Below are 26,656 nucleotides of genomic sequence, written 5' to 3'. Positions count from 1 at the left end.
GTGCCGGCGACCAGCGCGTCCGCCAGCGTTCGTACATCGCTTGCAGGGAAGTGGGTTCAGGGGCTTCCTGCGCATTGGCCGGAACTGCCGGAAAGGGAGCGGCGCACGCCACCCGGAGAAAGTCGGTGACAAGACTCAACTGCAACAGGAAGTCCCAATCCTGTTGGCCGTCCAGCGACTCATCGAAGCGGCAGCCATCGTTCACGTTGTTCACCAAGCAAAGATCGAACAGTACGGCCTGCAGAGGGATATCGGGACGGCACAGAAGGCGGATCGGGTCGCCGTCGACGCTCCCGCTTGTCTGGCCGTGATCGACCTCCCGTTGTTGGCCGCCGGCATAAGCGGCGCGGCAGGCCGATTGTTTGCGCAGCGCGGACACTAGACTGGCGAGGTGGTCCGGCGGGATCGACCCGCCTTCGTCGAGAACCAGGCCGTACGCACCGCGAGCCTCGTCGAATCCGGCATTGGCCGCAGCGGCGACCGTCCGGCGTTGATTCGTCGCGATCTGGCGCAGCATGTGGCGACCGCAGTGGCCGGGCAGCACCGGGAGACCCGGGACGCCATCCACGATGAGCACCTCGACGTTCGGGTAGGTCTGCAAAGCCAGGCTGTCGAGGCTCAGCCGCAGGCCCGACCCGGAGAGGTGACGGACGACCACCGAAACGAGGGGTACGTCCTGGCTGGCGCAGGGAAATCCCAGGCGCGTCTGGAAGACGTATTCCGGCTCAACCAGATCGAGCAGCGCATTCTCGCGCAGGGCGGCTGCCGAAACGAGGGTGTAGGCTTCGGCCGACGCCACCTCTATCGGCAAGGTATAGGTACGGAAACGATTCAGCCCCAGAATGTGCTCATCGTAGCGCTGCTGTCGCAGCTGAGAGACGAAACACGCCATTGCCTGCCGCTTGCGATCCAGGAATGGGGTGATGTCGAGCAACAGATTGGGACGCAGGGGGACACCCACTTCATACTGGGCAAGACGAACCTTTCCACCCACCCGGCGCACAGCCTCGACAGCGGCCATGGCCAGTTGCCGATGATCCGGGTGGATTTCCCGAAGAGAGGGTGCATAGACCAGATCGGCTGTGCTGGCGGTGATGGCCACAACCAGACGCGTCACGAGAGGCTCGCCATACTCGAGGCCGCGATCCGGGAAATTCCAGCCTTCCGGCTCTCCGTAGCCCAACAGTTGGCCAGCGATGCAACTTTCACCCAGGCGCGTGTCCGGGTCGCCGAACAGCGCGCCGTTGGTGAGAATGACGACGTGCACGGGAACGCCCGCAGCGGCATGAGCGGCAAGCGCCCCTCCACAGCCGAATACCTCATCGTCCGGGTGAGGTGCGAGCACCAGCACCCCGGCCGCAGGGATCAATTGCTGCGCCTGGTAAGGGAGCATGTCGCTTTCAGTTGCCCTCACGTCTTCACAGAAAATCGGTGTCTCCCCCCATCCACCACCATTTCCGCCGACTGGCATCCTCTTCACGCAACATTGAAACACACGGAATCCCCACCCAGGCGACCGTCGATTCCTCCGAGGGGGGGACTTTCAGAGATTCGCAGATCGCGTTGGAAGCCCATAGCGTCATCGCTTGAGCGCCGGCGGCGGCAGCCTGGATTTTCGCGATGCGTGCAGCCAGACCGATTTCCTCCGGAGGTCCGATCCAGTCCAGCCACTGGGCCGTTTCGCCCTGGAGGCGCAGGACGAGGATACCGGATGTTCGCCGCGACCAACTGCGGTGAATCCTGAACAGGCGGTAGGCATATCCGGGCCGCGCCAGGAAACGGTGCTGCAGGTAGGTGACATCCCGGCAGCCGGCGCTCAGACCAGACAGGCCTTCCTGCATGGCCTGCCAGGCCTCGGTCGCTGCCCGCTCAAATGACGCCGGTTCGAGCGGCTCGCAGCGCCAACCCCAAGGGAGATTGCCCGCCAGATCCCACCACTGAATGGACTGCAAAGTCCCTTCATTCCGGGCCAGATGCAGAGCGATGGCCAGCCGCACATGGCGCTTGCTGGCAAAACCGAAGCCGACCTGGAAAGGCCGACCGGCGCCGATACGCGACTCGTAAAAATGCCCGGAAACCTGGAAGAATGGCCCACGGCGGGTCAGCAGGCCGCGGACTTCGGGCGCAACCATGACATCGCCAAGCTGTATCGCGGCCACCGCTTGCCCGGCGTGCAGCAAGGTACGCGGCGTTCCACCACAGAGTGCCAGCAAGCGGCCACGCTGGTCCCAGAGGCCCGTCGCCTGCGCACCGCCATCGCCGTATTTCCACCGGAACCAGGCGGGAGAGGCGCCCGCACCGAACACCCGGTGATGCAGCGCCAACACCTCGGACTGGTCTTCGGGAACGATATCCCGGCGATTGAACGACAATTCGCCAATGCGCATGCGATCGCCGCCCGTCCGGGTCATGCCGGAAGCCATTCATGCTTGAGGGTGACGACACCCTGTTCAACACCGTTCTGCGTCACCTCGAGGCGGATACTCTGGTCTGCCAGATCATAGATGTGTAATCCCCTTTCACAGAGCAGATAGGAAGTAATGGAATAACGTCCTTTGAGCAGCGGCAAGGCCGGAAAAATCACCACGCCGCGGCCATGGCCCTGCGCATCCATCGACAGCGTCACCCCGTCGTTGTGCGAACTGGCACTGGCGACGACCCGGTGCGCCGAATCACCGAAGACGACCGCCACGCTGGGAGGAAGAAGGCCTGGGTCGATGGCAAACTCGATGGTCACGGAGAGGTCGCTGAGGCCGGATACGGCGCTGACCTGGGCACCGCATACGCCGCTAACACAGGCGGTCGCCCGGATGATGCGCCCACCACCGGTGAGCGTCGCCAGCCTGGTGCGTCCTGACTCTTCGCCGATCATGGGACTTTCGAGGCTGGCTGCGTAGGCCGAGGTCACTTCTGCCGCAGAACCTTGCATGCGCAACTGGCCATGCTCGATCCAGAGAGCCCGGTTGCACAGCACCTCTACCGAGTAGATGGAGTGGGAGCAGAACAGGATGGTCTTGCCTGCTTCCTTCATGCCCATGATGCGCTCGAAGGATTTGCGTGCGAAAGCGCCATCCCCCACGGAGAGCGCCTCATCTATCACCAGGATGTCCGGGTCCACGCTGGTCGCCACCGCGAAAGCCAGGCGAACGAACATCCCGCTCGAATAAGTCCTGACCGGTTGGTCCACGAACTCACCGATGTCCGCAAAGGACAGGATCTCGTCCATGCGTGCGTCGACTTCGCGACTGCTCAATCCGAGGATGGTGGCGTTCAAGTAGACGTTCTCCCTGCCCGAGAAATCGGGATTGAAACCGGAACCCAATTCCAGCAGCGCGGCGATCCGCCCTCGCACTGCCAACTTACCCTCTGTTGGCTCCAAGGTGCCACAGATCAATTGTAGCAAGGTGGATTTCCCGGCACCATTGCGCCCTACCAGACCAACCACCTCCCCCGTCCGGATCTCGAGATCGACCCCCCGTAACGCCCAGAATTCCCGGTGGTAAGAACGAAAACGTCCGAACAGCAATTGCTTCAGACGATCAGCAGGGTGCTCGAACATGGCGTAGCACTTGCCAAGACCCTGTGCCTGAATGATGAATTCAGAGGACGGCAGCGAATTCATGTTGCGCCGCGCGAAAAAACGGTGCCTCCAGCAGTGCCACTGCCAGTTCAGACAAGATTAATGTGAAAGCCGCATCGCGACTCAAGAATTTCCCCACCCCCCCGCGCGGGGGAGAGGAAAACGGTCATGACTTTCATGATCGGAGGTGTCTGGAAAAGACATGACCGTTAGACGAAGCCGCTGCTCTGGTCAAGCAGCCCGTCGTACTGCCTACCCATCTGGTCGAGGCTGGTGAGCAGTTGCGCGCTGGTCGTGCGCAACCTCTGCGACAGCATTACCACCAGTGCCATCAGGATCTTGGCGCCCAGAATGGGCTGTTCGAGAATGATGCGCGCCAGGTTCTCGCGCGTCAGGACGCCGACCACCGTCCCTGCATCGGCAATACAGGTCGCAGAACGCGGATGACCGTCGATCAAGGACATCTCGCCGAGTGTCTTGCCATTGGCAACAACGGCGATCAGGCGTGGCGGATTGCCGCCGGCCTGTTTGAAGACCTCGATGCGCCCCTCGATCACGAACAGCATGAAGTCTCCTGCGTCACCCTGACGCAGCACTTCCTGGTCGGTCTGTGCCCGGTACACCTGCATGAATGGACTGATCAGGCAGACCTCTGCAAGACTCAGGTCCTCAAACAGGGGGGAATAGGGAAGCAAGGCGTGCACCTGCGCGGCGAACGGCGTCGCATCGCCAAGATATTCAAATTCTGACAGGCGTCGGTCAGTCAAGGGTTGCACGTACGGATCACTCGACGGTAACCGACTTTGCCAGATTGCGCGGCTTGTCCACGTCGGTTCCGCGCACCAGCGCGACATGGTAAGCGAGCAATTGCAGCGGCACCACGTGCAGCAAGGCCGAGAGTGCGCCGTAGTGCTCGGGCAGTTGCAAGACTTGAATCCCGTTCGATTCCTTCATCTCACTGTCCGCATCGGCGAACACATAGAGTTCCCCGCCACGAGCGCGCACTTCCTGCAGATTGGACTTGAGTTTTTCCAGCAGGGCATCGTTGGGAGCGACGGCGATGACCGGCATGTCGCGATCGACGAGCGCCAAGGGGCCATGCTTGAGTTCGCCGGCCGGGTAGGCCTCGGCATGAATATAGGAGATCTCCTTGAGCTTGAGTGCGCCTTCCATGGCAATCGGGTAATGCCGGCCACGCCCCAGGAACAGGGCATGCTGCTTCATCGAGAAGCGCTCCGCCCATTCACGAATCTGTGGTTCGAGTTCGAGGATTTTGGCCACCGCCATCGGCAGATGCCGTACCGCATGCAGTTCTGCAGCCTCTTCCTGCCCGTCAAGGCGCCGGCGAACCTTGGCGAGCACCAGCGTCAGCAGGTAGAGCGCGGCGAGTTGCGTGGTAAACGCCTTGGTGGAAGCAACACCGATTTCCGGACCCGCACGGGTAATGAAACGCAGGCTGTTCTCGCGCACCAGCGAAGACTCGGGGACGTTGCAGATACAGAGCGTGTGCTGCATGCCCAAGGCCTTGGCATGTTGCAGCGCAGCCAGCGTGTCGGCGGTTTCGCCTGATTGAGAGATGGTCACTACCAGAGTCTGCGGGTCGGGCACCGAGTCACGATAGCGATACTCGCTGGCCACTTCAACCGAACACGGGATGCCGGCGATCGATTCGAGCCAGTAACGGGCAACCAGCCCGGCGTGATAGCTGGTTCCACAGGCGATGATCAAGACCTGCCGGACCTCGCCAAGGATCGTCTCGCTTTCGGCACCGAAGATCCCGGGCTGGATGCTGCGCGCCGCACCGAGCATCTCGAGCGTGTTGGCCAGCGCGACCGGCTGCTCGAAGATCTCCTTCTGCATGTAGTGCCGGTAATTGCCAAGCTCGATCGCCTCTGCCGAGAGTTGAGATTCGCTCTCGGGACGTTCCACCGGCATCCCATTTACCCGCGTGATGCGGTAACTGTCGCGCATCAGTTCGGCGCAGTCCCCGTTATCCAGATAGACCATCCGGCGCGTGACCTGCACCAGTGCCGAGGCATCGGAGGCGGCGTAGCAGGCGTCATCGCTGAGACCCAGCAGCAAGGGCGCGCCTTCGCGCGCGACCACCAGTCGGCTCGGGTCCGATTCACGCAGCACGGCAATCGCGTAGGCTCCCTGCAGTTGCGCGATCGCCTGACGAACAGCACTCAGAAAGTCCGGAGTGGTCTTCAGTTCATGAGCAATCAGGTGCGCCACGACTTCAGTATCGGTATCCGACGTAAATTGGTAACCCAGCGCCTTGAGGCGTCCACGCAGAGATTCGTGGTTTTCGATGATCCCGTTGTGCACCACCGCCAGACCTGCGGAGATATGCGGGTGGGCATTGCGTTCACAGGGAACGCCATGCGTGGCCCAGCGCGTGTGTGCGATACCGGTATTGCCGGCAACATGCGACTCATCGACCTGCGCGGCCAGTTCGGCAACACGGCCGACCGAGCGCAGCCGATGCAGACCGCTGGCGTCGATCAGGGCAAGACCGGCCGAATCGTAGCCACGATATTCGAGCTTGCGCAGACCTTCGAGAAGAACAGGAACGATATTGCGGTCGGCGACCGCGGCAACGATGCCACACATGGTCAGATCACTTCTTCTGTGGCCGTTTCCAGCCGGGGATGGAAATCTGCTTGGCACGCGAGATGGTCAGCGCGTCTGGTGGAGCGTCCTTGGTCAGGGTCGTCCCGGCACCCAGTGTGGCGCCACGACCCACCGTGACCGGTGCGACCAACTGCGTATCGGAGCCGATGAAGGCGTCATCCTCGATGATGGTCTTGAACTTGTTGGCGCCATCATAGTTGCAGGTAATCGTGCCGGCACCAATGTTGACCCGGCTGCCGACGACAGCGTCGCCGACATAGGCCAGGTGATTGGCCTTCGAAAACGCTGCGAACCTGCTGTTCTTGAGTTCGACAAAGTTGCCGACATGGACACTGGAGGCGAGTTCAGTCCCCGGACGCAAACGGGCGAAAGGTCCGATCACGCCATCCGGTCCGACAGTCGCGCCTTCAAGGTGACTAAAAGCGGCAAGACGCGAACCGGCACCGATATGGGCATTCTTCAGCACACAGGCAGGCCCGACCTCGACGGCTTCTTCGAGGACCACCCGACCCTCGAAAACACAGTTCACGTCGATGAATACATCGCGCCCACAGAGCAGTTCGCCACGCACGTCAATGCGTGCCGGGTCAGCGAGGCGAACACCCTGCTCCATCAGACGTTCGGCGGTTCGACGTTGGGCAACCCGCTCGAGCTGGGCAAGCTGCCCCTTGCTATTGACGCCCAGCACCTCCGATTCGCTCTGCGCTGGTGTCGTACGGATCGGCACGCCTGCGGCAACAGCCATCCCGACGATGTCGGTCAGGTAGTACTCCTGCTGCGCGTTGTCGTTCGAAAGCCGGCCAAGCCAATCGGACAGGTAGACCGTCGGTAGCGCGACGATGCCGGTATTCACTTCACGAATCGCTCGCTCTGCGGCCACTGCATCCTTCTGCTCGACGATGCGCACCACCTCGCCGGCTGCGTTGCGGACGATTCGACCGTAGCCGTCGGGGTCGGCAAGTTCGACGGTCAGAATGGCCAGGGCGTCGCGCGCCGCATGCACCAACTGCTTGAGCGTTTCCGTTTGAATCAGGGGCACGTCACCGTAGAGTACCAACGTTGTCCCGGTGGCACCCAGATGCGGCAGGGCCTGCATGACGGCATGGCCGGTCCCGAGTTGCGGCTCCTGCAGGACCCAGACCAGGTCCGGAGCATCGATCGTCGTCCGCACGGCGTCGCCGCCGTGCCCATAGACAACACAGAGGCGCTGCGGCACGAGGCTGCGGGCGGTATCCAGCACATGCGCGAGAAGCGCCTTGCCGGCCAGTGGATGCAGCACCTTGGGCAAATTGGAATGCATGCGCTTGCCTTGCCCGGCGGCGAGAATGACGATATTCATGAACAGGAACCCGGTAGAACGCGATGGTTGGAATCTCTCCTGCTGCCTGCCCTCGCACGGCAACAGCGCCCCGGTGGACGAGTCAGATCCGGAGCTGATCGGCGTCACGACAGGCGCCAATCGTCTTGCCGTATATTATTTCAGTTACAGACATGAACAACTCACAACAATGTCACGCTTTGGCGCTGTTCTTGACCTGAAAAAACCGTCATTGTCACGGCAGGCAACAACGACGGCACGAATTGCATTCGTCACGGAATGCAATTCGTGATGACGTGTCACCGCGGCAGATCGGAACGGCCCATCAGAAAAGCATCCACTTCCCGTGCGCATTGTCGACCTTCGCGAATGGCCCAGACGACGAGCGACTGGCCTCGCCGCATGTCGCCGGCGGCAAACACTTTCGCGACGCTGGTGGCGTAACAGCCTTCCCCATCGGTCGTCGCCTTGACGTTGCCACGTGCGTCGAGCTCAACCGCCAGTTGCTCCAGCAGGCCTTGCCTGACCGGCGAAACAAAGCCCATGGCCAGTAATACCAGGTCGGCCGCGATCTCGGTTTCGCTACCGGGGACTTCCTGCATGTGGCCTTTGCTCCAGTCTACGCGAACCACCTTGAGGGCTTTCAGCTTGCCGTTCTCACCGAGGAATTCCTTGGTCGAGACGGCAAAATCGCGCGCACAACCTTCTTCATGCGAAGAAGAAGTCCGCAGTTTGAGCGGCCAATACGGCCAGGTCAGGCTCTTGTTCTCCTGCTCCGGTGGTTGCGGCATCACCTCGAACTGGGTGACCGACAGCGCGCCATGCCGGTTGCTGGTGCCGACGCAGTCGGAACCTGTATCGCCACCACCGATCACGATCACCCGCTTGCCAGTTGCGAGAATCTGCGCAGGTACTCGGTCGCCGGCGTTGACCCGGTTCTGCTGAGGCAGGAACTCCATCGCGAAATGTACGCCGTCGAGGTCGCGACCGGGCACCCTGAGGTCACGCGGCAACTCGGCGCCTCCGGCGATGATGAGCGCGTCAAAGTTGGCCAGCAACTGCGCCACCGGCACTGCCTTGGCACCGCTGCCGCCAATCTCCTGGTTGACACGAAACTCGACGCCCTCAGCCTGCATCTGCTCGATGCGTCGGTCGATATGCGATTTCTCGAACTTGAAATCGGGAATTCCGTAGCGCATCAGGCCACCCACACGGTCGTTCTTTTCAAAGACGACCACTGCGTGCCCGACGCGCGCCAGCTGCTGGGCAGCCGCCAAGCCGGCCGGGCCGGAACCGACGACGGCCACTTTCCTGCCGGTCTTGACCTTCGGCGGCTGTGGAACGATCCAGTCCTTTTCCCAACCCTTGTCAACGATCGCATGCTCGATCGACTTGATGCCGACCGGGTCGGTGTTGATATTGAGCGTACACGCCGCTTCGCATGGTGCCGGGCAGATACGGCCGGTGAAATCCGGGAAATTGTTGGTGGAATGCAGCACCGCCAGCGCCTGTTCCCAATGGCCACGGTAAACCAGGTCATTCCAGTCAGGAATGATGTTATTCACCGGACAGCCGGTGTTGCAGAACGGAATCCCGCAATCCATGCAGCGGGCGCCCTGCTGCTTCGCCTGCTCGTCGGTGAGGGTCCGGACAAATTCGCGGTAGTGCTTCAGGCGCAATGCGGTGGGCTCACTGACCTCCGCCAGACGCTGATATTCGATGAATCCAGTCGGCTTACCCATCCTTATGCTGCCTCCAGTTGCTTTTGCGCCGCCAGCTCGCCAAGTACCCGACGGTACTCGTGTGGCATGATCTTCACGAAGCGTCTGCGACACCGCTCCCAGTCATTGAGCAATCGCAGCGCCTGCCGGCTGCCGGTATACCGATAGTGTTTGTCGATCAGTCCCTTGAGCAGCACTTCGTCGATCACCCCGAGATGGCGTACATCCACTTTGCCGTGACCCTCGAGATCATCGCCGGCGTCGCTGCCCTGGCGGGCCACCAATTCCTCCTCGACCGGCTCCAGTGATACCTGCGCCATGTTGCAGCGCGACTCGAAGCTTCCTTCTTCGTCAAGCACGTAAGCCACGCCACCGGACATGCCCGCCGCAAAGTTGCGGCCGGTCATGCCGAGCACCACGACGGTACCGCCGGTCATGTACTCGCAGCCATGGTCACCGACTCCCTCGACGACGGCGGTGGCCCCCGAGTTGCGAACGGCAAAGCGCTCGCCGGCGACACCGGCGAAGAACGCCTCGCCCTCGATCGCGCCATAAAGAACGGTATTGCCCACAATGATGTTGTGCATCGTCTCACCACGGAAACCTGCACTCGGACGGACGATAATCCGTCCACCCGACAAACCTTTGCCGACGTAGTCGTTGGCTTCGCCAATCAGGTCCAGGGTCACCCCGCGCGCCAAAAACGCACCGAAGGTCTGCCCCGCGGTACCGGTGAAATGAATTTCGATGGTGCCGTCAGGCAGTCCGGCGTGCCCGTAGATCTCCGCGATCCGACCGGACAACATCGCTCCAACCGTCCGATTGATGTTGCGCAACGGCAGGTCGATCCTGACCTTCTCGCAACGATCTAGAGCCGGTTTGGCAAGTGCAATGAGCTGATTGTCGAGCGCCTTTGCCAGACCGTGATCCTGTTGTTCGCACTGAAACACCGGTGCACCGATCCGGTTTTCCGGGCGGTAGAAAATCCGGCTGTAGTCGAGCCCCCGTGCCTTCCAGTGACTGATGCCTTTTTGCATGTCGAGCAGATCACTGCGGCCGATCAACTCGTTGAAACGGCGAATGCCGAGCAATGCCATCAGTTCACGCACTTCCTCTGCGACGAAGAAGAAATAATTGACCACATGTTCGGGCTGACCGGAAAACCGGCGGCGCAGCACCGGATCCTGCGTGGCCACACCCACCGGACAGGTGTTGAGGTGACACTTGCGCATCATGATGCAGCCTTCGACGACGAGCGGCGCCGTCGCGAAACCAAACTCGTCGGCGCCGAGCAGCGCACCGATCAGGACATCACGCCCGGTTTTCATCTGTCCGTCAACCTGCACCCGCACACGCCCACGCAGGCGGTTGAGCACCAGCGTCTGCTGAGTCTCGGCAAGACCCAGTTCCCATGGCGAACCCGCGTGCTTGATCGACGATTGCGGGCTGGCGCCCGTGCCGCCGTCATGGCCGGCGATCACCAGATGGTCGGCCTTGGCCTTGGTCACACCGGCTGCGACTGTACCGACACCGATTTCGGAAACCAGTTTGACGCTGATCGAAGCCTTGGAGTTGGTGTTCTTCAGATCGTGAATCAGCTGCGCCAGGTCTTCGATCGAGTAGATGTCGTGATGCGGTGGTGGCGAAATGAGCCCGACGCCGGGCACCGAGTGGCGGAGGTAGCCAATGTATTCGGACACCTTGTGACCCGGCAACTGCCCTCCTTCACCCGGCTTGGCTCCTTGCGCCATTTTGATCTGAATCTGGTCGGCGTTGACCAGATATTCGGCAGTCACTCCGAAACGCCCGGAAGCAACCTGTTTGATCGCCGAGCGCAGGCTGTCGCCAGGCTGCAACTGATAGTCGCGTTCGATGCGCGTCCTGCCGACCACGTCGGAAACCTTTTCGTTGCCCTTGAGCACCTTGAAGCGTGCCGGATCCTCGCCTCCCTCGCCGGTGTTCGACTTGCCGCCAAGACGGTTCATGGCGATCGCCAGAGTGCTGTGGGCTTCGGTCGAAATCGACCCGAGCGACATCGCCCCGGTGGCAAAACGCTTGACGATTTCCTTGGCCGGCTCGACTTCATCGAGCGGCACCGGCGCACCGGCGGGCTTCAGCTCGAACAGTCCACGTAGCGTCATGTGGCGCCGCGTCTGGTCATTGATCAGTTGCGCGTATTCCCTGTAGGTCTCGTACTTGCCCGTACGCGTGGCATGTTGCAGCTTGGCGATCGCATCCGGTGTCCACAGGTGTTCTTCGCCGCGCACGCGGTAAGCGTATTCGCCGCCGGCGTCGAGCATGGTCGCCAACACCGGGTCGTCGCTGAAAGCTTGCTTGTGCAGGCGAATCGCCTCCTCCATGACTTCGAAGACACCGATCCCTTCCACCTGCGTCGACGTGCCGGTGAAATACTTGTCGACCATCTTCTTCTGCAGGCCGATGGCTTCGAAGATCTGGGCCCCGGTATAGGACATATAGGTCGAGATGCCCATCTTGGACATGACCTTGAGCAGGCCCTTGCCGACGCCTTTGATGAAGTGCCTGATCGCCTTGTCACCTTTCTCGGCATCGCCGCCGGCGATCTGCTGCAGGGTTTCAAGTGCCAGATAGGGATGTACTGCTTCCGCCCCGTAACCGGCCAGCAAGGCAAAATGATGCGTCTCGCGCGCCGCACCGGTTTCGACTACCAGGCCGACCCGGGTACGCAGCCCTTTGGTCACCAGATGGTGATGCACCGCCGAAGTCGCCAGCAGCGCAGGGATTGCAACATGCTCCGCGTCGACCCGACGATCCGAAACGATGAGGATGCTCGATCCCTTGTGCACATGGTCCTCGGCTTCGGCGCACAGCGACGCCAGCCGGGCTTCGACGCCTTCGTTACCCCAGGCCAGCGGATAGCAGATGTCGAGCTCGGCGGAGTGGAACTTGTTGCCGGTGTAGGTCGCAATACGACGCAATTTGGCCATGTTGTCGAAATCGAGCACCGGCTGCGCGACTTCAAGACGATACGGCGGGTTGATCTCGTTGATTCCGAGAAGGTTCGGTTTGGGGCCGATGAAGGACACCAGCGACATCACCAGCTGCTCGCGGATCGGGTCGATCGGTGGATTGGTGACCTGTGCGAACAACTGCCGAAAATAGTTGAACAGTGGTTTGCTGCGGTTCGACAGAACGGCCAGTGGGGAATCATTGCCCATCGAGCCGGTGGCCTCCTCACCCGAGGTGGCCATCGGCTCGAGAATGAACTTGAGGTCTTCCTGGCTATAACCAAAGGCCTGCTGACGGTCGAGCAAGGGCACCGAACAGGCACTCGGCGCAACGTTCTTCGGCAACGGCAGATCGTCGAGCTTGATGTTGATGCGGCTCAGCCAGTCCTGATAAGGCTTGGTCAGTGCCAGCGTATCTTTCAGTTCCGCATCGTTGATGATGCGTCCCTGGTCGAGATCGATGAGAAACATCTTGCCCGGCTGCAAGCGCCATTTCTTGACAATCCGCTCCTCGGGAATCGGCAGCACGCCGGCCTCCGAGGCCATCACCACCAGATCGTCGTCGGTGACCAGGTAGCGCGCCGGACGCAGGCCGTTACGGTCAAGGGTGGCGCCGATCTGGCGCCCATCGGTGAAGGCCACGGCCGCCGGGCCATCCCAGGGCTCGATCATTGCCGCATGGTACTTGTAGAATGCGCCGCGCCTCTCGTCCATCAGCGTGTGCGATTCCCAGGCTTCGGGAATCAGCATCATCATTGCGTGCGCCAGCGAATAACCGCCCATCACCAACAGCTCGAGCGCGTTGTCGAATGAAGCAGAATCGGACTGACCCGGATAAATCAGTGGCCAGATCTTTTCCAGATCGGCGCCGAGCAGCGGCGATGAAGTGCCCTTCTCACGCGCCCGCATCCAGTTGTAATTGCCGCGCAGGGTATTGATCTCGCCGTTGTGCGCAATCATCCGGAACGGATGGGCGAGTTGCCAGGTCGGAAAGGTATTCGTCGAGAAACGCTGGTGAGCCAGCGCCAGCGCCGAGATGCAACGCGGATCCTTGAGGTCGGTGTAGTACTCGCCGACCTGGTGAGCGAGCAGCAAACCCTTGTAAACGATCGTCCGCGCCGACATCGACGGCTGGTAGAACTCCTTGCTGTGCTTCAGCCCGAGCGCCTGGATGGCGTTGGCGGCGCGGCGGCGAATCACGTAGAGCTTGCGCTCGAGTGCGTCGGTGACCATGATATCCGGCCCACGGCCGACGAAGATCTGGCGAATCACCGGTTCCCTGGCGCGCACCGTCGGTGACATCGGCAGGGCATGGTCGACCGGCACATCGCGCCAACCCAGAACGATCTGGTGCTCCGAACGGACAGCACGCTCGATTGCTTCCTGACAGGCCAGGCGCGAAGCGGACTCCTTGGGCAGAAATACCATCCCTACGCCATAGTCACCGGGTTGCGGAAGCAGGATGCCCTGCCTGGCCATCTCTTCTCGAAACAAGCCGTCTGGAATCTGGATCAGGATCCCGGCGCCATCTCCCATCAGCGGGTCGGCGCCGACCGCACCGCGATGATCAAGATTCTTCAGAATCAGCAGGCCCTGCTCGATGATCGAGTGACTCTTCTTGCCCCGGATGTGCGCTACAAAACCGACGCCGCAGGCATCGTGCTCGTTGGCCGGGTCATAAAGCCCCTGCCCTTCAGGTATGGCCGCATTCATCACACTCGAATCCTCAAAAAACAAAGACAGTACCCAGGCAGGCCCTGATTGAAACGTCACGACGTCCGGCGCAAAACCGATCAACCGGGCCACTCACGGGGACTGGCGACTATACCCTGAATAGCTCAACCATTCAAGATGCTGCGCCGCACCAAGAAAGTGCACGAAATCGTCTCCCTGGCACCGAAAAGAGGCGCCCGATGCTCTTGCACGACTGCCCGACAGATCGGCATCCCAAGTCAGAAATCAAGCAATATTCATGCCCATCAAGGCAATTTTTTTGCTGCAGCTTCAACGTCCCCCCCTGCGGCAAGCCATGATTTCCTGTTCGGCGTCAGCAAGGCGTGCATGCAACCATCCAGAAAAGGGACGGCCACACCTTTCCCGGTTCGTCGCGATCGTTTGGCTCACAGATGCAGCGCGTTTTTTCTGACGTTTGGTCATGGTAAAGTCCGCGCCGGACTTGTGCTAAGCTCAGATTGGCGGCTTGTCTGGCCGGCTGCGCCACAAGCAGGGGGAAGATTGCCCGGTAGCGATTGCCGACAGGGACTTTTCCGAGCGAGTTGAAGACCGTGACTGGAGATTTTTTTGGGGAAGGCTGGTTTCGCGCCCTGCGAACCGGTTATTTTGAAAATACTGGCAATACACATGATGGAGGAATGAATGCCGCTCACAATCGGAGTTCCCAGAGAGACTGCTGCAGGAGAAAAACGGGTTGCGACCGTACCCGAAGTCGTTGAAAAACTGATCAAGCTGGGTTTCGCCGTGCTGGTCGAATCCGGCGCCGGCGACGCCGCGAACATCTCGGACGACGCGTACAAGGCTGCCGGCGCTGCGATCGCCGAAGGAGCGGCCAACCTTTGGTCTTCGTCGGACATCATCTTCAAGGTACGCGGCCCGTCGGCCGAAGAAGTCGGCCTGATGCGCCAGGGAAGTACGCTGGTCAGCTTCATCTGGCCGGCGCAGAACCCGGAACTCCTGCAGCAGCTCGCGGCCCGCAAGGTGACCGTGCTGGCCATCGACTCGCTGCCGCGCACGCTCTCGCGCGCCCAGAAGATGGACGCGTTGACTTCCCAGGCTGGCGTCGCGGGCTACCGCGCCGTCATCGAGGCCGCCAACGCCTTTGGTCGCTTTTTCAATGGCCAGATCACGGCGGCGGGCAAGGTTCCGCCGGCCAAGGTTTTCGTTGCCGGTGCCGGCGTGGCCGGCCTGGCGGCGATTGGCACGGCCGCCAACCTCGGCGCCATCGTTCGTGCCAACGACACGCGTGCCGAAGTGGCCGATCAGGTCGCGTCGCTGGGCGGCGAATTCGTCAAGGTCGATTACGACGAAGAAGGTTCCGGCGGCGGTGGTTACGCCAAGGTGATGAGCGAGGGCTTCCAGAAGGCCCAGCGCGACATGTACGCCAAACAGGCCCGAGAGGTCGACATCATCATCACGACCGCGCTGATCCCTGGCAAACCGGCGCCCAGGCTGATCACTGCCGAGATGGTCCGCTCAATGAAGCCGGGCAGCGTGATCGTCGACATGGCCGCCGAACAGGGTGGCAACTGCGAGTTGACCGAGCCGGGCCAGGCGGTGGTGAAGCACGACGTCACCATCATCGGTTACACCGACCTGGTCAGCCGCTTGGCGCGGCAGTCGTCGACGCTGTACAGCACCAACCTGTTGCGCCTTGCCGAGGAACTGTGCAAGACCAAGGACGGCATCATCGACGTCAACATGGAGGACGAAGCCATCCGCGGCCTGACGGTTATCAAGGAAGGCAACGTGACTTGGCCGCCCCCGGCACCCAAGCCGTCGGCAGCGCCAGTTGCGGCACCGGCGGCGGCCCAGCCCGTGGCTGCCACGAAAAAGCCGCACGGTCACGGCAAGGCCAGTGAACCCGCTTCGGGAACCGGCGTTGCCGTCATGTTTGCTGCTGCAGCGGCTCTCTTCTGGTTCATCGGCGCCAGTGCGCCACCCGCCTTCCTCGGTCATTTCACGGTCTTCGTCCTCGCCTGCTTCGTCGGCTACATGGTCGTGTGGAACGTCAAGCCGGCCCTGCATACACCGCTGATGAGCGTCACCAACGCCGTCAGCAGCATCATTGCCATCGGCGCGCTGGTCCAGATCGCGCCGCCGATCGAAACCGGACTCGATCGTCCGGAAGACTGGATTCGCTGGCTGGCGATCGGTGCCATCGTCCTGGCGACCATCAACATGTTCGGTGGTTTCGCCGTAACCCAGCGCATGCTGGCAATGTTCCGCAAATAGGAGTTGATGAACATGTCTGAAAGCTTGGCAACCGTCTCCTATCTCGGAGCAACGATTCTTTTCATTCTCTGCCTCGGCGGCCTCAGCAATCAGGAGACCTCCCGCCGCGGCAACCTCTACGGGATCATCGGCATGACCATCGCCGTTCTGGCGACGGTCTTCGGTCCGCGTGTCGGCAGCGCCGGTTACGCGTGGCTGATCGGCGCGATGGCGGTCGGTGCGACGATCGGCATCTATGCCGCACGAACCGTCCAGATGACCCAGATGCCCGAACTGGTCGCATTGATGCACAGCATGGTCGGCCTCGCGGCGATGCTGGTCGGTTTTGCCAACTACATCGACCCGGTCACGGCGACCGGCATGACCGGGGCCGAAAAAGCGATCCACGAGGTCGAAATCTATGTCGGCATCTTGATCGGTGCCGTCACCTTTTCCGGCTCGGTCATCGCCTTCGGCAAGTTGTCCGGCAAGATCTCGGGTAACCCACTGCTGCTCCCGGCGCGCCACTGGATCAACCTCGCCGGCCTACTGGTCGTCATTTACTTCGGCCGGGAATTCCTGCACGCCAGCTCGATCAGCGACGGCATGACACCGCTGGTGGTGATGACCGTCATCGCCCTGCTGTTCGGCATCCACATGGTGATGGCGATCGGCGGTGCCGACATGCCGGTGGTGGTCTCGATGCTCAACAGCTACTCCGGTTGGGCGGCGGCGGCAACCGGCTTCATGCTGTCGAACGACCTGCTGATCGTCACCGGTGCCCTGGTCGGCTCGAGCGGCGCGATCCTGTCTTACATCATGTGTGCGGCGATGAATCGCCATTTCATCAGCGTCATCGCCGGCGGCTTCGGTACGACCGGAGGAACGCCTGCAGCGGCCGTTGGTGGCGCTCAACCGGCCGGCGAAGTGGTGCCGATCAGTGCGCCGGAAACGGCCGAGTTGTTGCGTGAGGCCAAGAACGTGATCATCGTCCCGGGTTACGGGATGGCGGTCGCGCAAGCCCAACATACGGTCTACGAAATCACTCGTCTGCTGCGCGAGAAAGGCGTCAACGTGCGCTTCGGCATTCACCCGGTGGCCGGCCGCATGCCCGGCCACATGAACGTGCTCCTCGCCGAAGCCAAGGTACCCTACGATATCGTCTTCGAAATGGACGAACTCAACGACGACTTCCCGACCACCGATGTGGCGATGATCATCGGCGCCAACGACATCGTCAATCCGGCTGCGCAGGATGATCCGAGCAGCCCGATCGCCGGCATGCCGGTGCTCGAGGTGTGGAAGGCCAAGACTTCGATCGTCATGAAGCGCAGCATGGCCTCCGGCTACGCCGGCGTGGACAATCCACTCTTCTACAAGGAAAACAACCGCATGCTCTTTGGCGATGCCAAGAAGATGCTCGATGAGGTGCTGGTTGCCCTGAAGAGCTGATCGGGGAATCCTTCCTCGTTCGCCCCGCAACGCCCGCATGTGCGGGCGTTGTGCTTTTCAGGGGGGCGAACTTTTCGGATGCAGATCGACATCTGGTAGAATCGCGGTGATGAGTGCAAGGGCGCATCCGCCAGCTATCCTATCTCTAGGGGGTGACATGGAGGTCAAAGAAGTTCTGCAGGTCAAAGATTCAGCACTGTTTGCCGTACATCCCGACTCGCCTCTTTCGGAAGCGGTCATCATGATGGCCGAAAATGACATCGGCTCGGTGATCGTCATGGAGGGAGGCAAGTTGGCAGGAATGCTGACTTTCCGTGAAGTCATGGCAATCCTCGCCAAACGCCAGACCGAGCGCCGGGTCGGGCCAACGCCACCGATTGCCGAAATTCTGGTCATCGAGGCGATGGACCGCAACCCCCCAACCGCTGATCCGGACATGGACGTCGACGAATTGCGCCGAATCATGGTGGACACGCACACTCGCTATGTGCCGGTCATGGAAGAAAATACCATTGTCGGGATCGTCTCCTTTCACGATGTCGCCAAGGCCGTGCTCGAAGAGCGCAACCTGGAAAACAAGTTGCTCAAGGCATACATCAAGGATTGGCCGTCGCCTTAGCACGCACGCTGCTCGCCGACGCGCGGCAAACCCCGCCCGCAGGGTTTCTCAGCCCTCCAGACCCACCGCACCCTCCAGACCCACCGCAAACAAGCGGCGATGTTCCTTGACGGCATAGCGATCGGTCATCCCGGCGATATAATCGGCCACCCTGCGGACTTGGTCACCCCCATCGGCAAGGACCTGATATTGCGGGGGCAGCAAGCGCGGATTGCTGACAAAGGCGGAAAATAGATCTCTGACGATACGTTGCGCCCTGCTGGCCATCCGCAGAACCTGATAGTGCTGATAGAGTCGGATATGCAGGAAGCGCTTAAGTTGGCGCTGCGCCGCGTATAAATCGTCCGAGAACGCCACCAATGGCGGCGCCAGGTGCACCTCGGCAAGATCCCGCGGCCTTTGCCGTGCGATGTGGGTTTTGGTGGTCTCGATCAGGTCGCAAACCAGGGTATTGATCATGCGCCGGATAGTTTCGTGGATCAAGCGGCGCCCGTTCAGTTCGGGGTAGACTTTCCGGACATCGGCAATGTGCAGGGAAAACAGGCTGACTTCCTGAAGCTGTTCGAGCGTGATCAGCCCGGCGCGCAATCCGTCGTCCACGTCATGATTGTTATAGGCGATTTCATCCGCCAGGTTGCAGATCTGCGCCTCGAGCGACGGTTGTGTGTGTCTGATGAAACGCTCGCCGAGTTTTCCAAGCTGACGAGCGTTGTCCAAGGAGCAATGCTTGACAATGCCTTCGCGGGTCTCAAAACAGAGGTTGAGGCCATCAAAAGCAGCGTAGCGCTCCTCCAGCAGGTCAACCGTTCGCAGACTCTGCAGATTGTGCTCAAAGCCTCCATGTGCGCGCATGCAATCGTTGAGCGCATCCTGCCCGGCATGGCCAAAAGGCGTATGACCGAGATCGTGAGCAAGCGAAATGGCTTCGGCCAGATCCTCGTTGAGTTGTAGCGAACGCGCGATTCCACGCGCGATCTGGGCGACTTCGAGGCTGTGTGTCAGGCGGGTACGAAAGAGATCACCTTCGTGATTGACGAACACCTGCGTCTTGTATTCGAGGCGTCGAAAGGCCGTCGAATGGATGATCCGGTCACGGTCGCGCTGGAACTCGCTGCGATGGACGGGTTCGCTGTCGGAATAACGGCGACCGCGTGAGTTGAGCGCCGTGACCGCGTACGGAGCAAGGTCAGGCATGCGCAGAGCGCGCGCCAATGGCCCTGCGGATTTCGGCCAGTGGTGCTGCGTCGCTGAGCACCGCCTGCCCGAGCTTCTTCAGAAGAACCAGGCGGAGCTTGCCATCCTGAACCTTCTTGTCGTGCTGCATCAATTCGAGATAGCGCTCGACGTTCAAGGCCGGCCCGCACACTGGCAAGCCTGCGCGCTGAAAAAGCCGCTCGACACGCAGAAGGTCATGCCGGTCGATCCAGCCCAGCAGCGACGACAGTTCGGCCGCCATCAGCGAACCCGCCGCAATAGCCTCACCGTGCAGCCATTCGCCATAGCCAACGCCGGTTTCAATCGCATGCCCGAAGGTATGGCCGAGGTTGAGCAGGGCTCGCTCGCCCGCCTCACGTTCGTCAGCGACCACCACTTCCGCCTTGTTCCTGCACGAACGGCAAATCGCTTCAGCCAGGGCAACCGGTTCACGAGACAGCAGGGACTCCAGGTTAGCCTCCAGCCACTCAAGAAAGGGCAAATCCCTGATCAAACCGTACTTGATCACTTCTGCCAGGCCAGCCCGCAGCTCTCTGTCCGGCAACGTATTCAGGGTATCGGTATCGGCCAGCACAAGCTGTGGCTGATGGAAAGCCCCGATCATGTTCTTGCCGAGAGGGTGATTGATCCCGGTCTTGCCACCCACCGACGAATCGACCTGGGCCAGCAGGGTCGTCGGCACCTGGATGAAAGGCATGCCACGCTGAAAACAGGCCGCCGCGAAACCCGTGATGTCACCAACCACTCCCCCACCGAGGGCGATCAGGGTTGTTGACCGTTCGCAGCGTCGCTCCAGCAGTCCGTCGAAAATCGAGTTGAGGGTTTGCCAGTCCTTGAACCGTTCGCCATCGGGCAGCACCATCTCGACGACTTCAACGCCGGCCCGGCGCAAAGGGTCCGCCAAGCGCTGCAGGTACAGCGGCGCGACGGTCACGTTACTGACGATCGCCGCTTTCGGCTGCCGCAGTATCAGCAACTCGGCGCGCTCGATCAGCCCCCGCCCGACATGAATCGGGTAGGAACGATCCCCGAGTGCGACCGTCAGCGTTTTCATGGCTCTCCCACTTCCTTGATCAGCAAATTCAGAACCGACTGGACCGTGATTCGGCTGCCACTGACGACCAGGTCGGCGACTTCACGGTACAGCGGGTCGCGCTGTGCGTGCAGTTCCCGGAGCTTCTGGCGTGGGTCACTGACCTGTAACAGCGGTCGCTTCTTGTCGTGTCGCGTCCGTTCGTGGAGCGTTGGCAGCGGCACATCGAGATAGATCACCAGACCACTCGCTCGCAGGTTCTGCCGGTTCTCGGACCGCAATACGGCACCGCCCCCGGTCGCCACAACCTGAGCATCCCGGTCAGCCAGTTCGGCAATGACCTGTGCCTCGCGCTTGCGAAAGCCTTCCTCACCTTCAATCTCAAAGATCGTCGGCAGACCGACGCCGGTGCGCGCTTCGACCTCGTGATCTGTATCAACAAAATGATACGCCAGGCGCCTGGCCAGGGCCTTGCCGATGGTCGTTTTTCCGGCCCCCATCAGGCCAACCAGGTAGACATTGCGTTTGTCGTTGTTCACTCGCCTATTCTATCGCATGCTCAGGATGGCCATGGGAGCAGGAGCTCACCCGGCTGGCCGCCTATGCACACATACTACAGGCAGTGATCAGCGCAACGACAGATTCTCGACGACGATCCTCGGTGTGATGAAAACCAGCAGTTCGGTCTTGTCGTCAATCCATTCCCGGTTCTTGAACATCCATCCAACATAGGGAAGGTCGCCGAGAAACGGGATTCGCTGGGTGTTGGTACGCTTTTCCTGCGTGTAGATGCCGCCAATGACCACCGTGCCGCCATTCTCGACCAGCACTTCGGTCTTGACGTGCTTGGTATCGATCGCCACCCCTGCCCCTGTCGACAAACGGGTATTCGGAGTGTCCTTGTTGACATCCAGGGTCATGGTGATCTTGCCATCCGGGGTGATCTGTGGCTTCACCTTCAATGAGAGATTGGCCTTTCTGAACGATATGCTGGTGGCACCGGAACTTGTCGCCTGTTGATAAGGAATCTCTACTCCCTGCTCGATGATTGCTTCCACCTGGTTTGCCGTCATCACGCGTGGACTCGAGATCACCTTGCCACGTCCGTCAGCTTCCAGTGCTGAAATTTCCAGGTTGAGAAACTGTGTCAGCGAGTTGTCGTACAGACTCAGGTTGAGCAGTCCCGGGGTCCCCGATCTTGGCGTCGCTGGCAGATTCACGAGACCGAACGACGAAGATCTGGGGTCCGAATTGACGATGTACCCTTTGTCTTTGACCTGCTCTACAGTCGTGGTTACCCGGCCGGTGACCGAATCTACCGTAGAGGTCTTGTTTGTCGCACCAAAGGACAGACGAATGCCCAGATTCTTGGCAAACGAGTCGCCGGCTTCAACGATTCGCGCTTCGATCATCACCTGTCGGGCGGGGATGTCCACCTTGGCGATCATCGCCCGTACATCATCGAGGCGGCTCGGCGTATCCTTGACGAACATCATGTTCGAACGGTCATCGAGAAGCGCGCTGCCACGCTTCGAGAGCAAGGTCTGCTTGGGGTCGATCAGCAGCTTTTGCACTGCTTCAGCCTTGATGTAGTTCATCTGGAAACTCTCGGTCTGCAGGGGCTCGAGGTCACCGATCTGCACTTTCGATTCGAAATCGAGCTTTTCCTTGGTCGCAATTTCCTCACGTGGCGCAATCAGAATGACATTTCCATTCTTGCGCATGTCCAGGCCCTTCTGCTGCATGATGATGTCGAGTGCCTGATCCCAGGGCACATCCTTGAGAATCAGGGTGATCGAGCCGCCGACGGAATCGCTGACGACCATGTTCATGCCGGTGAACTCGCCGATCACCTGCAGCAGACGGCGCACATCGACATTCTGGAAGTTCAGCGACAACTTCTCGCCCTGATAACCGCCACGCGAACCCTGCACCAGTTTGTTCGGATTCACGATGACCTGCTTGACCTCGATGACGAACTGACTGTCACTCTGATACGCGTTGTGTTCCCACAGGCCGCGCGGAGTGATGGTCATGCGGGCGTTGGCACCCTGCTGGTCGGTATGCACGGTCAACACCGGGGTTGCGAAATCGGTCACGTCAAGACGTTTGCGCAGCGTCTCCGGAACCGTCACCTTGGCGAAATCGACCACCAGCGTCGACCCCTGCTGCTTGATATCGATGCCTGCGTTGGCATCGGTCAGGTCAACCGTGATCCGCCCCTCGCCGTCCCTGCCGCGCCGGAAGGCGATGTCGCGAATGCTGTTGGACGAGGCAGACGGACGTGCCTGCGCGAAATGTTCGACCTTTGCCGCGCCCACTGTCGTCGCACTCGGTACCAGGGCGAGCAGCAGGCTGTTGCCATCGATCGTCGCCTCGTAGGTCATCGCCTTGTGCAGGTTCAGGACGAGGCGAGTCCGGTCCTCCGCCTGGACGATGTTGGCACTTTTCAAATCGCCCTCGTTATACGTTTGGCTCGACTTGCCGAGGCCGTTGGTCGTGTTCGGAAAATCAAAGGCCATACGTGCCGGCCTGGCGACACTGAAGGCTGCCGGCAGTGCTCGCAGGGGTTCCTTGAAAGTGAGCTTGACATTCAATACCGAGCCTTGCTGCACGACATTCATCGACTCAATCGAATTCGGCCGAACGTCTTCCTGGGCATGCACCGTTCCAAGCGCCCACAGCGCACCGGCAACCAGGCCAAACAGGTATTGTTTGATGTTGTGCTTCATTACTTTGCTCCCTTCTCCTGCAAAAGCAAGGTACTCGTCCTCTCCACCCAGTCACCGGCCGAATCCTGAACGAGTTCTCGCAGGGTGATATCCGCCTCGGAAACGTTGACCACCACGCCGAAATTCTGCCCCATGTAATTTCCGATCTTGATTTGGTACAACGTACCTTCAACCTGGATAATGGCGTACGACACCTTGTTTCTCGTCATCACGCCGACGTATTTCAGCGATTCCAGGGGATAAAGCTCCAACGGCTCTTTTGGCCGATCGAGGTCAGGCCGCAGGCCACCCCCCCCCTTCTTCTCCTCGGGACCCACCTTGGCCGGCTTGAAAGGGTCAAACAGACCGCCCACATCATAAGACGCAGGCTCGTAGGGCTCAACCACCGGCAAGGGGGGGATTTTGGCTTTGCTATCCTGAGCCGCGGTTTTCATCCATTCACGCAGATCCTCATGATCGCCCGTGGAACATGCGACCAGAAAGACCGTGCCAAGCAGGGCAACGAGTCTCCTCATTTCTTTCCAGCCTTCGCAGCTTGGGCGGCCTTCCTCTTCGCCGCCAGTTCTTCTTCGTCGAGATAGCGGAAGGTTTTGGTAATGGCATCCATCACCAAACCGTCCTTGCCCTGGGCAATGGCGATATTGTTCAAGGTGACGATCCTGGACAACTTGCCGATATCTCCGGCGAAAGCGCCGAAGTCATGATAAGAGCCGGTCAGGCGCACGTTGATTGGCAATTCTGCATAAAAGTCCTTGACTTGCTCCGCTCCAGGCTTGAACAACTCGAACTGCAGTCCTCTGCCCATCCCCGCCTGGTTGATTTCAACCAGCAAGGCCTCGACTTCAGATTTGTTGGGCAACTGTTTCAGGAGTGCACCGAAGGAACGGTCAATCTCGTTCAGGCGCTGCACGTACAGATCGAGGTTTACTGCCAGCTTCTTCTTGGCAACGAACTCATCCCGGAGCTTCAATTCGGTTTGCTGCTTGTTCTCCAGGGACACCAACTGTTCATCCCAGAAGAACCACCAGCCACCCAACAGGATCAACAGAAACAGGGCCAACAGGATGGTCACACGCGGCGCCAGAGGCCAGGTCCCTACATCCTTGGGATTCAGATCCTGGAAATCCCTGAAGATTGACCTCAAGTCGATGTTTCGAAGAGCGCTCGCTTTCACTTCTGCTCTCCTCCCCCGGTCGTTTTCCTCTTGATCGAGGCATTCATGGTGAATTCATTGAGGCGCCGCTTGTCGACAAGTACGGCCTTGATTTCCAGCAACTGCGGTTTTTCAAGCCACGGCGATGCCTCGATGTTGCGCATCAGCGTCGATACTCGGGCACTGGACTGGGCATAACCGCCGAGACTGATTCTCTGCCCCTCCTGCTTCAACGAGCGCAGGTACACCCCTTCCGGCATCTGCTTGGCCAGTTCGCTCAGCAAACGCACCGCTTCTGCCCGATCACGCTGCAATGATTCGATGATCCGTTTGCGCTCCATCAAGGCGTCGCTCTGCTCCTTGAGCCGCTTGATCTGATCGATCTCCTTGTTGAGGACGGCGATCTCCTGCTTGAGAAAATCGTTCCTGGCATCCTGCACCGAGATGTAACCGGCAATCACCGAGTAGACGAGAACCCCGATCAGCCCCGCAAGCAGCGTCACCAGGCCCAGCAAGGCGTAAAACTGTTGCCGCCGCGCTCTGCGCTTCTCTTCCCGATGCGGCAGAAGATTGATCCGTATCATGCGTCGAATCTCCTCAGCGCAAGACCGCAGGCGACCATCAATGACGAAGCATCGGCCAGCAGACTCTTGCCGCGAACCCGTTCGGCGAGCAGCATGTTGGCAAAGGGATTAGCAATGATCGTGTTGATCTGGGTCCGGGAAGCCACCACTTCGTCAACACCCGGAATGACTGCGCACCCCCCTGCGAGGACGATGTGGTTGACCTCGTTGAACTGCGTCGAAGTGAAGAAGAATTGCAAGGCACGCGACAGTTCCAGAGCCAGCGATTCAAGAAATGGCCGCAACAGTTCGGCCTCGTATTTCTCCGGCAGAGTATTTCGGCGTTTCTCGGCCTCTGCTTCCTCGAAGCTCATGCCAAACAGGCGGGCAATATCCTGCGTTAGTTGATTGCCGCCAAATGCCTGTTCGCGAGCGTAGAGTTGCTGGCCATTGCGGAGAACGGTGAAGTTCATCACATTGGCGCCGATGTCCACCAAGGCGACGATCTTCCCCTTGCCGCCTTCGGGAAGCTGTGCCTCAATCAGTTCAAAAGCGGCAAGCATGGCGTAGGACTCCACGTCCAACACCTTCGGCTTGAGGCCGGCCGATTCGGCAACGGCAACACGGTCTTCCACCTTTTCCTTACGCGACGCAGCAATCAGAACCTCGATCTCGTCAGGAGAAGACGGCGCGGGCCCGACCACCTGAAAATCCAGGTTGACTTCATCGAGAGGGAACGGGATGTACTGGTTGGCCTCGGACTCCACCAGCAGTTCGAGTTCATCCTCACGCTGCCCCGCCATGACAATGATTTTCTTGGTAATGACATGTGACGACGGCAGGGCGATCGCCACCTGCCGCGTCGCGGTCGCCAGCTTCTTCCAGGCTCGCCTGACGGATTCCGCGGCCGACTCAAGATTGACAATGTTGCCATCCGACACGACATCCCTTGGCAAGACTTCGATCGCGTAACGCTCGACACGGTAGCCACCCTTGCCATCACTGGCCAGCTCCACCATTTTGACCGACGACGAACTGATATCAAGACCGATCAGCGAGCGCGCCTTGGGATTAAAGATCGAAAAATCAAGCTGCAAATTGCCACTCCTCGCCTAAAAAACCCTTCAATAATTTGCAGTTAGCGTACCTATGGAGACTCTCCTTTCGATGCTAACAACAAGGTTACGGCATGTAAAGAAATTTCTGGAGGCTTTCGACACCACCCTGGTGGTGCTTGGCGTGAACCCCACAAACGCTCACCCGGCTTGCTTATCTGTTTGTTTTTACATTCAATCGGCTCTGTGAACAGGATTGCCATCGGCGCTGGCAATGACCTCTGGCAGGCCATCCGCTGAGCATCAGCGTCAATTGACTCCACTGGCCGCAACCGCTACATTACTGACCCGATCATTGCTCCCAGGCGGCTAGTGCTCGTTTTGCGCGGTGCAGACACTGACCCCGATGCGCACCTGCCCGTAAGGCACGGCATGCGGCTGAACACAGCCTTTCCTCAAAATACTCTCCTGTTGCTCGCGCTGCTCGCCGCCTGCGGCAAGGAGCCGGTAGCGCCCGAACCCGCCCGGCCGGTATTGACGCGCGTTCTTGGCGAGAGTTCGGGAGACGAGAGCCTCAACTACTCGGGAGAGGTTCGCTCGCGTTACGAAATCCCGCTCGCCTTCCGCATTCCCGGCAAGATCACTG

At 60.2% G+C, this 26,656-nt stretch carries 20 protein-coding genes and 1 pseudogene; 5 read left to right on the top strand and 16 right to left on the bottom strand.

What is annotated here, in order from left to right; all coding sequences use genetic code 11:
• From CAPSK01_RS15240 to glmU, 6 genes are all read right to left on the bottom strand, one after another.
• The coding region (locus tag CAPSK01_RS15240; protein ID WP_273703784.1) for a PIG-L family deacetylase at positions 1–1,393 on the bottom strand (1,393 nt) is incomplete at its 3' end.
• A 25-nt stretch (positions 1,394–1,418) separates the two neighbouring features.
• On the bottom strand, positions 1,419–2,411 hold the full coding sequence (locus tag CAPSK01_RS15235; protein WP_034928500.1) for a GNAT family N-acetyltransferase: 993 nt from the start codon (positions 2,409–2,411) through the stop codon (positions 1,419–1,421).
• Entirely contained in the window at positions 2,408–3,622 is a 1,215-nt protein-coding gene (locus tag CAPSK01_RS15230) for an ABC transporter ATP-binding protein (protein WP_034928498.1), read from the bottom strand. Before CAPSK01_RS15230 ends, CAPSK01_RS15235 begins: the two co-directional genes overlap by 4 nt.
• A 167-nt stretch (positions 3,623–3,789) precedes the next feature.
• The gene (locus CAPSK01_RS15225; protein ID WP_034928496.1) at positions 3,790–4,347 is read right to left on the bottom strand and encodes a cyclic nucleotide-binding domain-containing protein; all 558 of its coding nucleotides are present in this window, start codon (positions 4,345–4,347) and stop codon (positions 3,790–3,792) included.
• A gap of 16 nt (positions 4,348–4,363) precedes the next feature.
• A complete protein-coding gene (glmS, locus tag CAPSK01_RS15220; RefSeq protein WP_034928494.1) occupies positions 4,364–6,193 on the bottom strand; it encodes a glutamine--fructose-6-phosphate transaminase (isomerizing) in 1,830 nt (609 codons plus the stop codon).
• 7 nt (positions 6,194–6,200) lie between these two features.
• Positions 6,201–7,553 (bottom strand): bifunctional UDP-N-acetylglucosamine diphosphorylase/glucosamine-1-phosphate N-acetyltransferase GlmU, encoded by a 1,353-nt coding sequence (gene glmU, locus CAPSK01_RS15215; protein ID WP_034928491.1) that lies wholly within the window; start codon positions 7,551–7,553, stop codon positions 6,201–6,203.
• On the opposite strand from glmU, the gene CAPSK01_RS23250 reads away from it, so the two are divergent.
• Positions 7,540–7,824: a hypothetical protein gene (locus CAPSK01_RS23250; RefSeq protein ID WP_273703783.1), complete on the top strand. Its 285-nt coding sequence runs from the start codon at positions 7,540–7,542 to the stop codon at positions 7,822–7,824. The genes glmU and CAPSK01_RS23250 overlap by 14 nt on opposite strands.
• Positions 7,825–7,831: 7 nt before the next feature.
• On the opposite strand, the gene CAPSK01_RS15210 is transcribed toward CAPSK01_RS23250, so the two are convergent.
• Together CAPSK01_RS15210 and gltB are read right to left on the bottom strand one after the other, a co-directional pair.
• Positions 7,832–9,274, bottom strand: coding sequence for a glutamate synthase subunit beta (locus tag CAPSK01_RS15210; RefSeq protein WP_034928489.1), 1,443 nt, complete (start codon positions 9,272–9,274; stop codon positions 7,832–7,834).
• 2 nt (positions 9,275–9,276) lie between these two features.
• Positions 9,277–13,953 carry a glutamate synthase large subunit gene (gene gltB, locus CAPSK01_RS15205; protein ID WP_034928619.1) on the bottom strand — a complete coding sequence of 1,559 codons (4,677 nt, stop codon included), beginning with the start codon at positions 13,951–13,953 and terminating at the stop codon, positions 9,277–9,279.
• Between the two features lie 663 nt (positions 13,954–14,616).
• On the opposite strand from gltB, the gene CAPSK01_RS15200 reads away from it, so the two are divergent.
• From CAPSK01_RS15200 to CAPSK01_RS15190, 3 genes are all read left to right on the top strand, one after another.
• Positions 14,617–16,209: a Re/Si-specific NAD(P)(+) transhydrogenase subunit alpha gene (locus CAPSK01_RS15200; RefSeq protein ID WP_034928487.1), complete on the top strand. Its 1,593-nt coding sequence runs from the start codon at positions 14,617–14,619 to the stop codon at positions 16,207–16,209.
• A gap of 12 nt (positions 16,210–16,221) precedes the next feature.
• Entirely contained in the window at positions 16,222–17,640 is a 1,419-nt protein-coding gene (pntB, locus tag CAPSK01_RS15195; RefSeq protein WP_034928616.1) for a Re/Si-specific NAD(P)(+) transhydrogenase subunit beta, read from the top strand.
• A 157-nt stretch (positions 17,641–17,797) separates the two neighbouring features.
• Positions 17,798–18,259, top strand: coding sequence for a CBS domain-containing protein (locus CAPSK01_RS15190; protein ID WP_034928485.1), 462 nt, complete (start codon positions 17,798–17,800; stop codon positions 18,257–18,259).
• A gap of 48 nt (positions 18,260–18,307) precedes the next feature.
• Here the strand turns inward: CAPSK01_RS15190 and CAPSK01_RS15185 are convergent, their stop codons facing one another.
• The 8 genes from CAPSK01_RS15185 to CAPSK01_RS15150 form a co-directional block, all read right to left on the bottom strand.
• Positions 18,308–19,453, bottom strand: coding sequence for a deoxyguanosinetriphosphate triphosphohydrolase (locus tag CAPSK01_RS15185; RefSeq protein ID WP_034928613.1), 1,146 nt, complete (start codon positions 19,451–19,453; stop codon positions 18,308–18,310).
• Positions 19,446–20,528 carry a 3-dehydroquinate synthase gene (gene aroB, locus CAPSK01_RS15180; RefSeq protein ID WP_034928481.1) on the bottom strand — a complete coding sequence of 361 codons (1,083 nt, stop codon included), beginning with the start codon at positions 20,526–20,528 and terminating at the stop codon, positions 19,446–19,448. The genes CAPSK01_RS15185 and aroB overlap by 8 nt, the downstream gene beginning before the upstream one ends.
• Positions 20,525–21,046: a shikimate kinase gene (locus tag CAPSK01_RS15175; protein ID WP_034928478.1), complete on the bottom strand. Its 522-nt coding sequence runs from the start codon at positions 21,044–21,046 to the stop codon at positions 20,525–20,527. Before CAPSK01_RS15175 ends, aroB begins: the two co-directional genes overlap by 4 nt.
• A gap of 87 nt (positions 21,047–21,133) precedes the next feature.
• A complete protein-coding gene (locus CAPSK01_RS15170) occupies positions 21,134–23,239 on the bottom strand; it encodes a type IV pilus secretin PilQ (RefSeq protein WP_034928476.1) in 2,106 nt (701 codons plus the stop codon).
• Positions 23,239–23,754: a pilus assembly protein PilP gene (locus CAPSK01_RS15165; RefSeq protein WP_034928472.1), complete on the bottom strand. Its 516-nt coding sequence runs from the start codon at positions 23,752–23,754 to the stop codon at positions 23,239–23,241. Before CAPSK01_RS15165 ends, CAPSK01_RS15170 begins: the two co-directional genes overlap by 1 nt.
• A complete protein-coding gene (locus CAPSK01_RS15160; protein ID WP_273703782.1) occupies positions 23,751–24,383 on the bottom strand; it encodes a type 4a pilus biogenesis protein PilO in 633 nt (210 codons plus the stop codon). Before CAPSK01_RS15160 ends, CAPSK01_RS15165 begins: the two co-directional genes overlap by 4 nt.
• 26 nt (positions 24,384–24,409) lie before the next feature.
• Positions 24,410–24,976, bottom strand: a complete 567-nt coding sequence (locus CAPSK01_RS15155; RefSeq protein ID WP_034928469.1) for a PilN domain-containing protein — start codon at positions 24,974–24,976, stop codon at positions 24,410–24,412.
• On the bottom strand, positions 24,973–26,052 hold the full coding sequence (locus CAPSK01_RS15150; protein ID WP_273703781.1) for a pilus assembly protein PilM: 1,080 nt from the start codon (positions 26,050–26,052) through the stop codon (positions 24,973–24,975). Before CAPSK01_RS15150 ends, CAPSK01_RS15155 begins: the two co-directional genes overlap by 4 nt.
• Positions 26,053–26,442: 390 nt before the next feature.
• Between CAPSK01_RS15150 and CAPSK01_RS23245 the strand changes: the two are divergent.
• Positions 26,443–26,656 (top strand): annotated as a pseudogene (locus tag CAPSK01_RS23245) (efflux transporter periplasmic adaptor subunit); the annotation flags it as partial.

This window comes from Candidatus Accumulibacter vicinus (assembly GCF_000584955.1).
GTDB classification, from domain to species: Bacteria; Pseudomonadota; Gammaproteobacteria; order Burkholderiales; family Rhodocyclaceae; genus Accumulibacter; species Accumulibacter vicinus.
Note: the sequence above shows the minus strand (reverse complement) of the source record. Positions and strands in the feature narration are given on the sequence as shown.

Bases quoted from the DNA above. Each gene is read 5' to 3' on its own strand.
- CAPSK01_RS15235 (WP_034928500.1), bottom strand. From the start codon at position 2,411: ATGACCCGGACGGGCGGCGATCGCATGCGCATTGGCGAATTGTCGTTC.
- CAPSK01_RS15230 (WP_034928498.1), bottom strand. From the start codon at position 3,622: ATGAATTCGCTGCCGTCCTCTGAATTCATCATTCAGGCACAGGGTCTT.
- glmS (WP_034928494.1), bottom strand. From the start codon at position 6,193: ATGTGTGGCATCGTTGCCGCGGTCGCCGACCGCAATATCGTTCCTGTT.
- CAPSK01_RS23250 (WP_273703783.1), top strand. From the start codon at position 7,540: ATGACGATATTCATGAACAGGAACCCGGTAGAACGCGATGGTTGGAAT.
- glmU (WP_034928491.1), bottom strand. From the start codon at position 7,553: ATGAATATCGTCATTCTCGCCGCCGGGCAAGGCAAGCGCATGCATTCC.
- CAPSK01_RS15210 (WP_034928489.1), bottom strand. From the start codon at position 9,274: ATGGGTAAGCCGACTGGATTCATCGAATATCAGCGTCTGGCGGAGGTC.
- gltB (WP_034928619.1), bottom strand. From the start codon at position 13,953: ATGAATGCGGCCATACCTGAAGGGCAGGGGCTTTATGACCCGGCCAAC.
- CAPSK01_RS15200 (WP_034928487.1), top strand. From the start codon at position 14,617: ATGCCGCTCACAATCGGAGTTCCCAGAGAGACTGCTGCAGGAGAAAAA.
- pntB (WP_034928616.1), top strand. From the start codon at position 16,222: ATGTCTGAAAGCTTGGCAACCGTCTCCTATCTCGGAGCAACGATTCTT.
- CAPSK01_RS15190 (WP_034928485.1), top strand. From the start codon at position 17,798: ATGGAGGTCAAAGAAGTTCTGCAGGTCAAAGATTCAGCACTGTTTGCC.
- CAPSK01_RS15185 (WP_034928613.1), bottom strand. From the start codon at position 19,453: ATGCCTGACCTTGCTCCGTACGCGGTCACGGCGCTCAACTCACGCGGT.
- aroB (WP_034928481.1), bottom strand. From the start codon at position 20,528: ATGAAAACGCTGACGGTCGCACTCGGGGATCGTTCCTACCCGATTCAT.
- CAPSK01_RS15170 (WP_034928476.1), bottom strand. From the start codon at position 23,239: ATGAAGCACAACATCAAACAATACCTGTTTGGCCTGGTTGCCGGTGCG.
- CAPSK01_RS15165 (WP_034928472.1), bottom strand. From the start codon at position 23,754: ATGAGGAGACTCGTTGCCCTGCTTGGCACGGTCTTTCTGGTCGCATGT.
- CAPSK01_RS15155 (WP_034928469.1), bottom strand. From the start codon at position 24,976: ATGATACGGATCAATCTTCTGCCGCATCGGGAAGAGAAGCGCAGAGCG.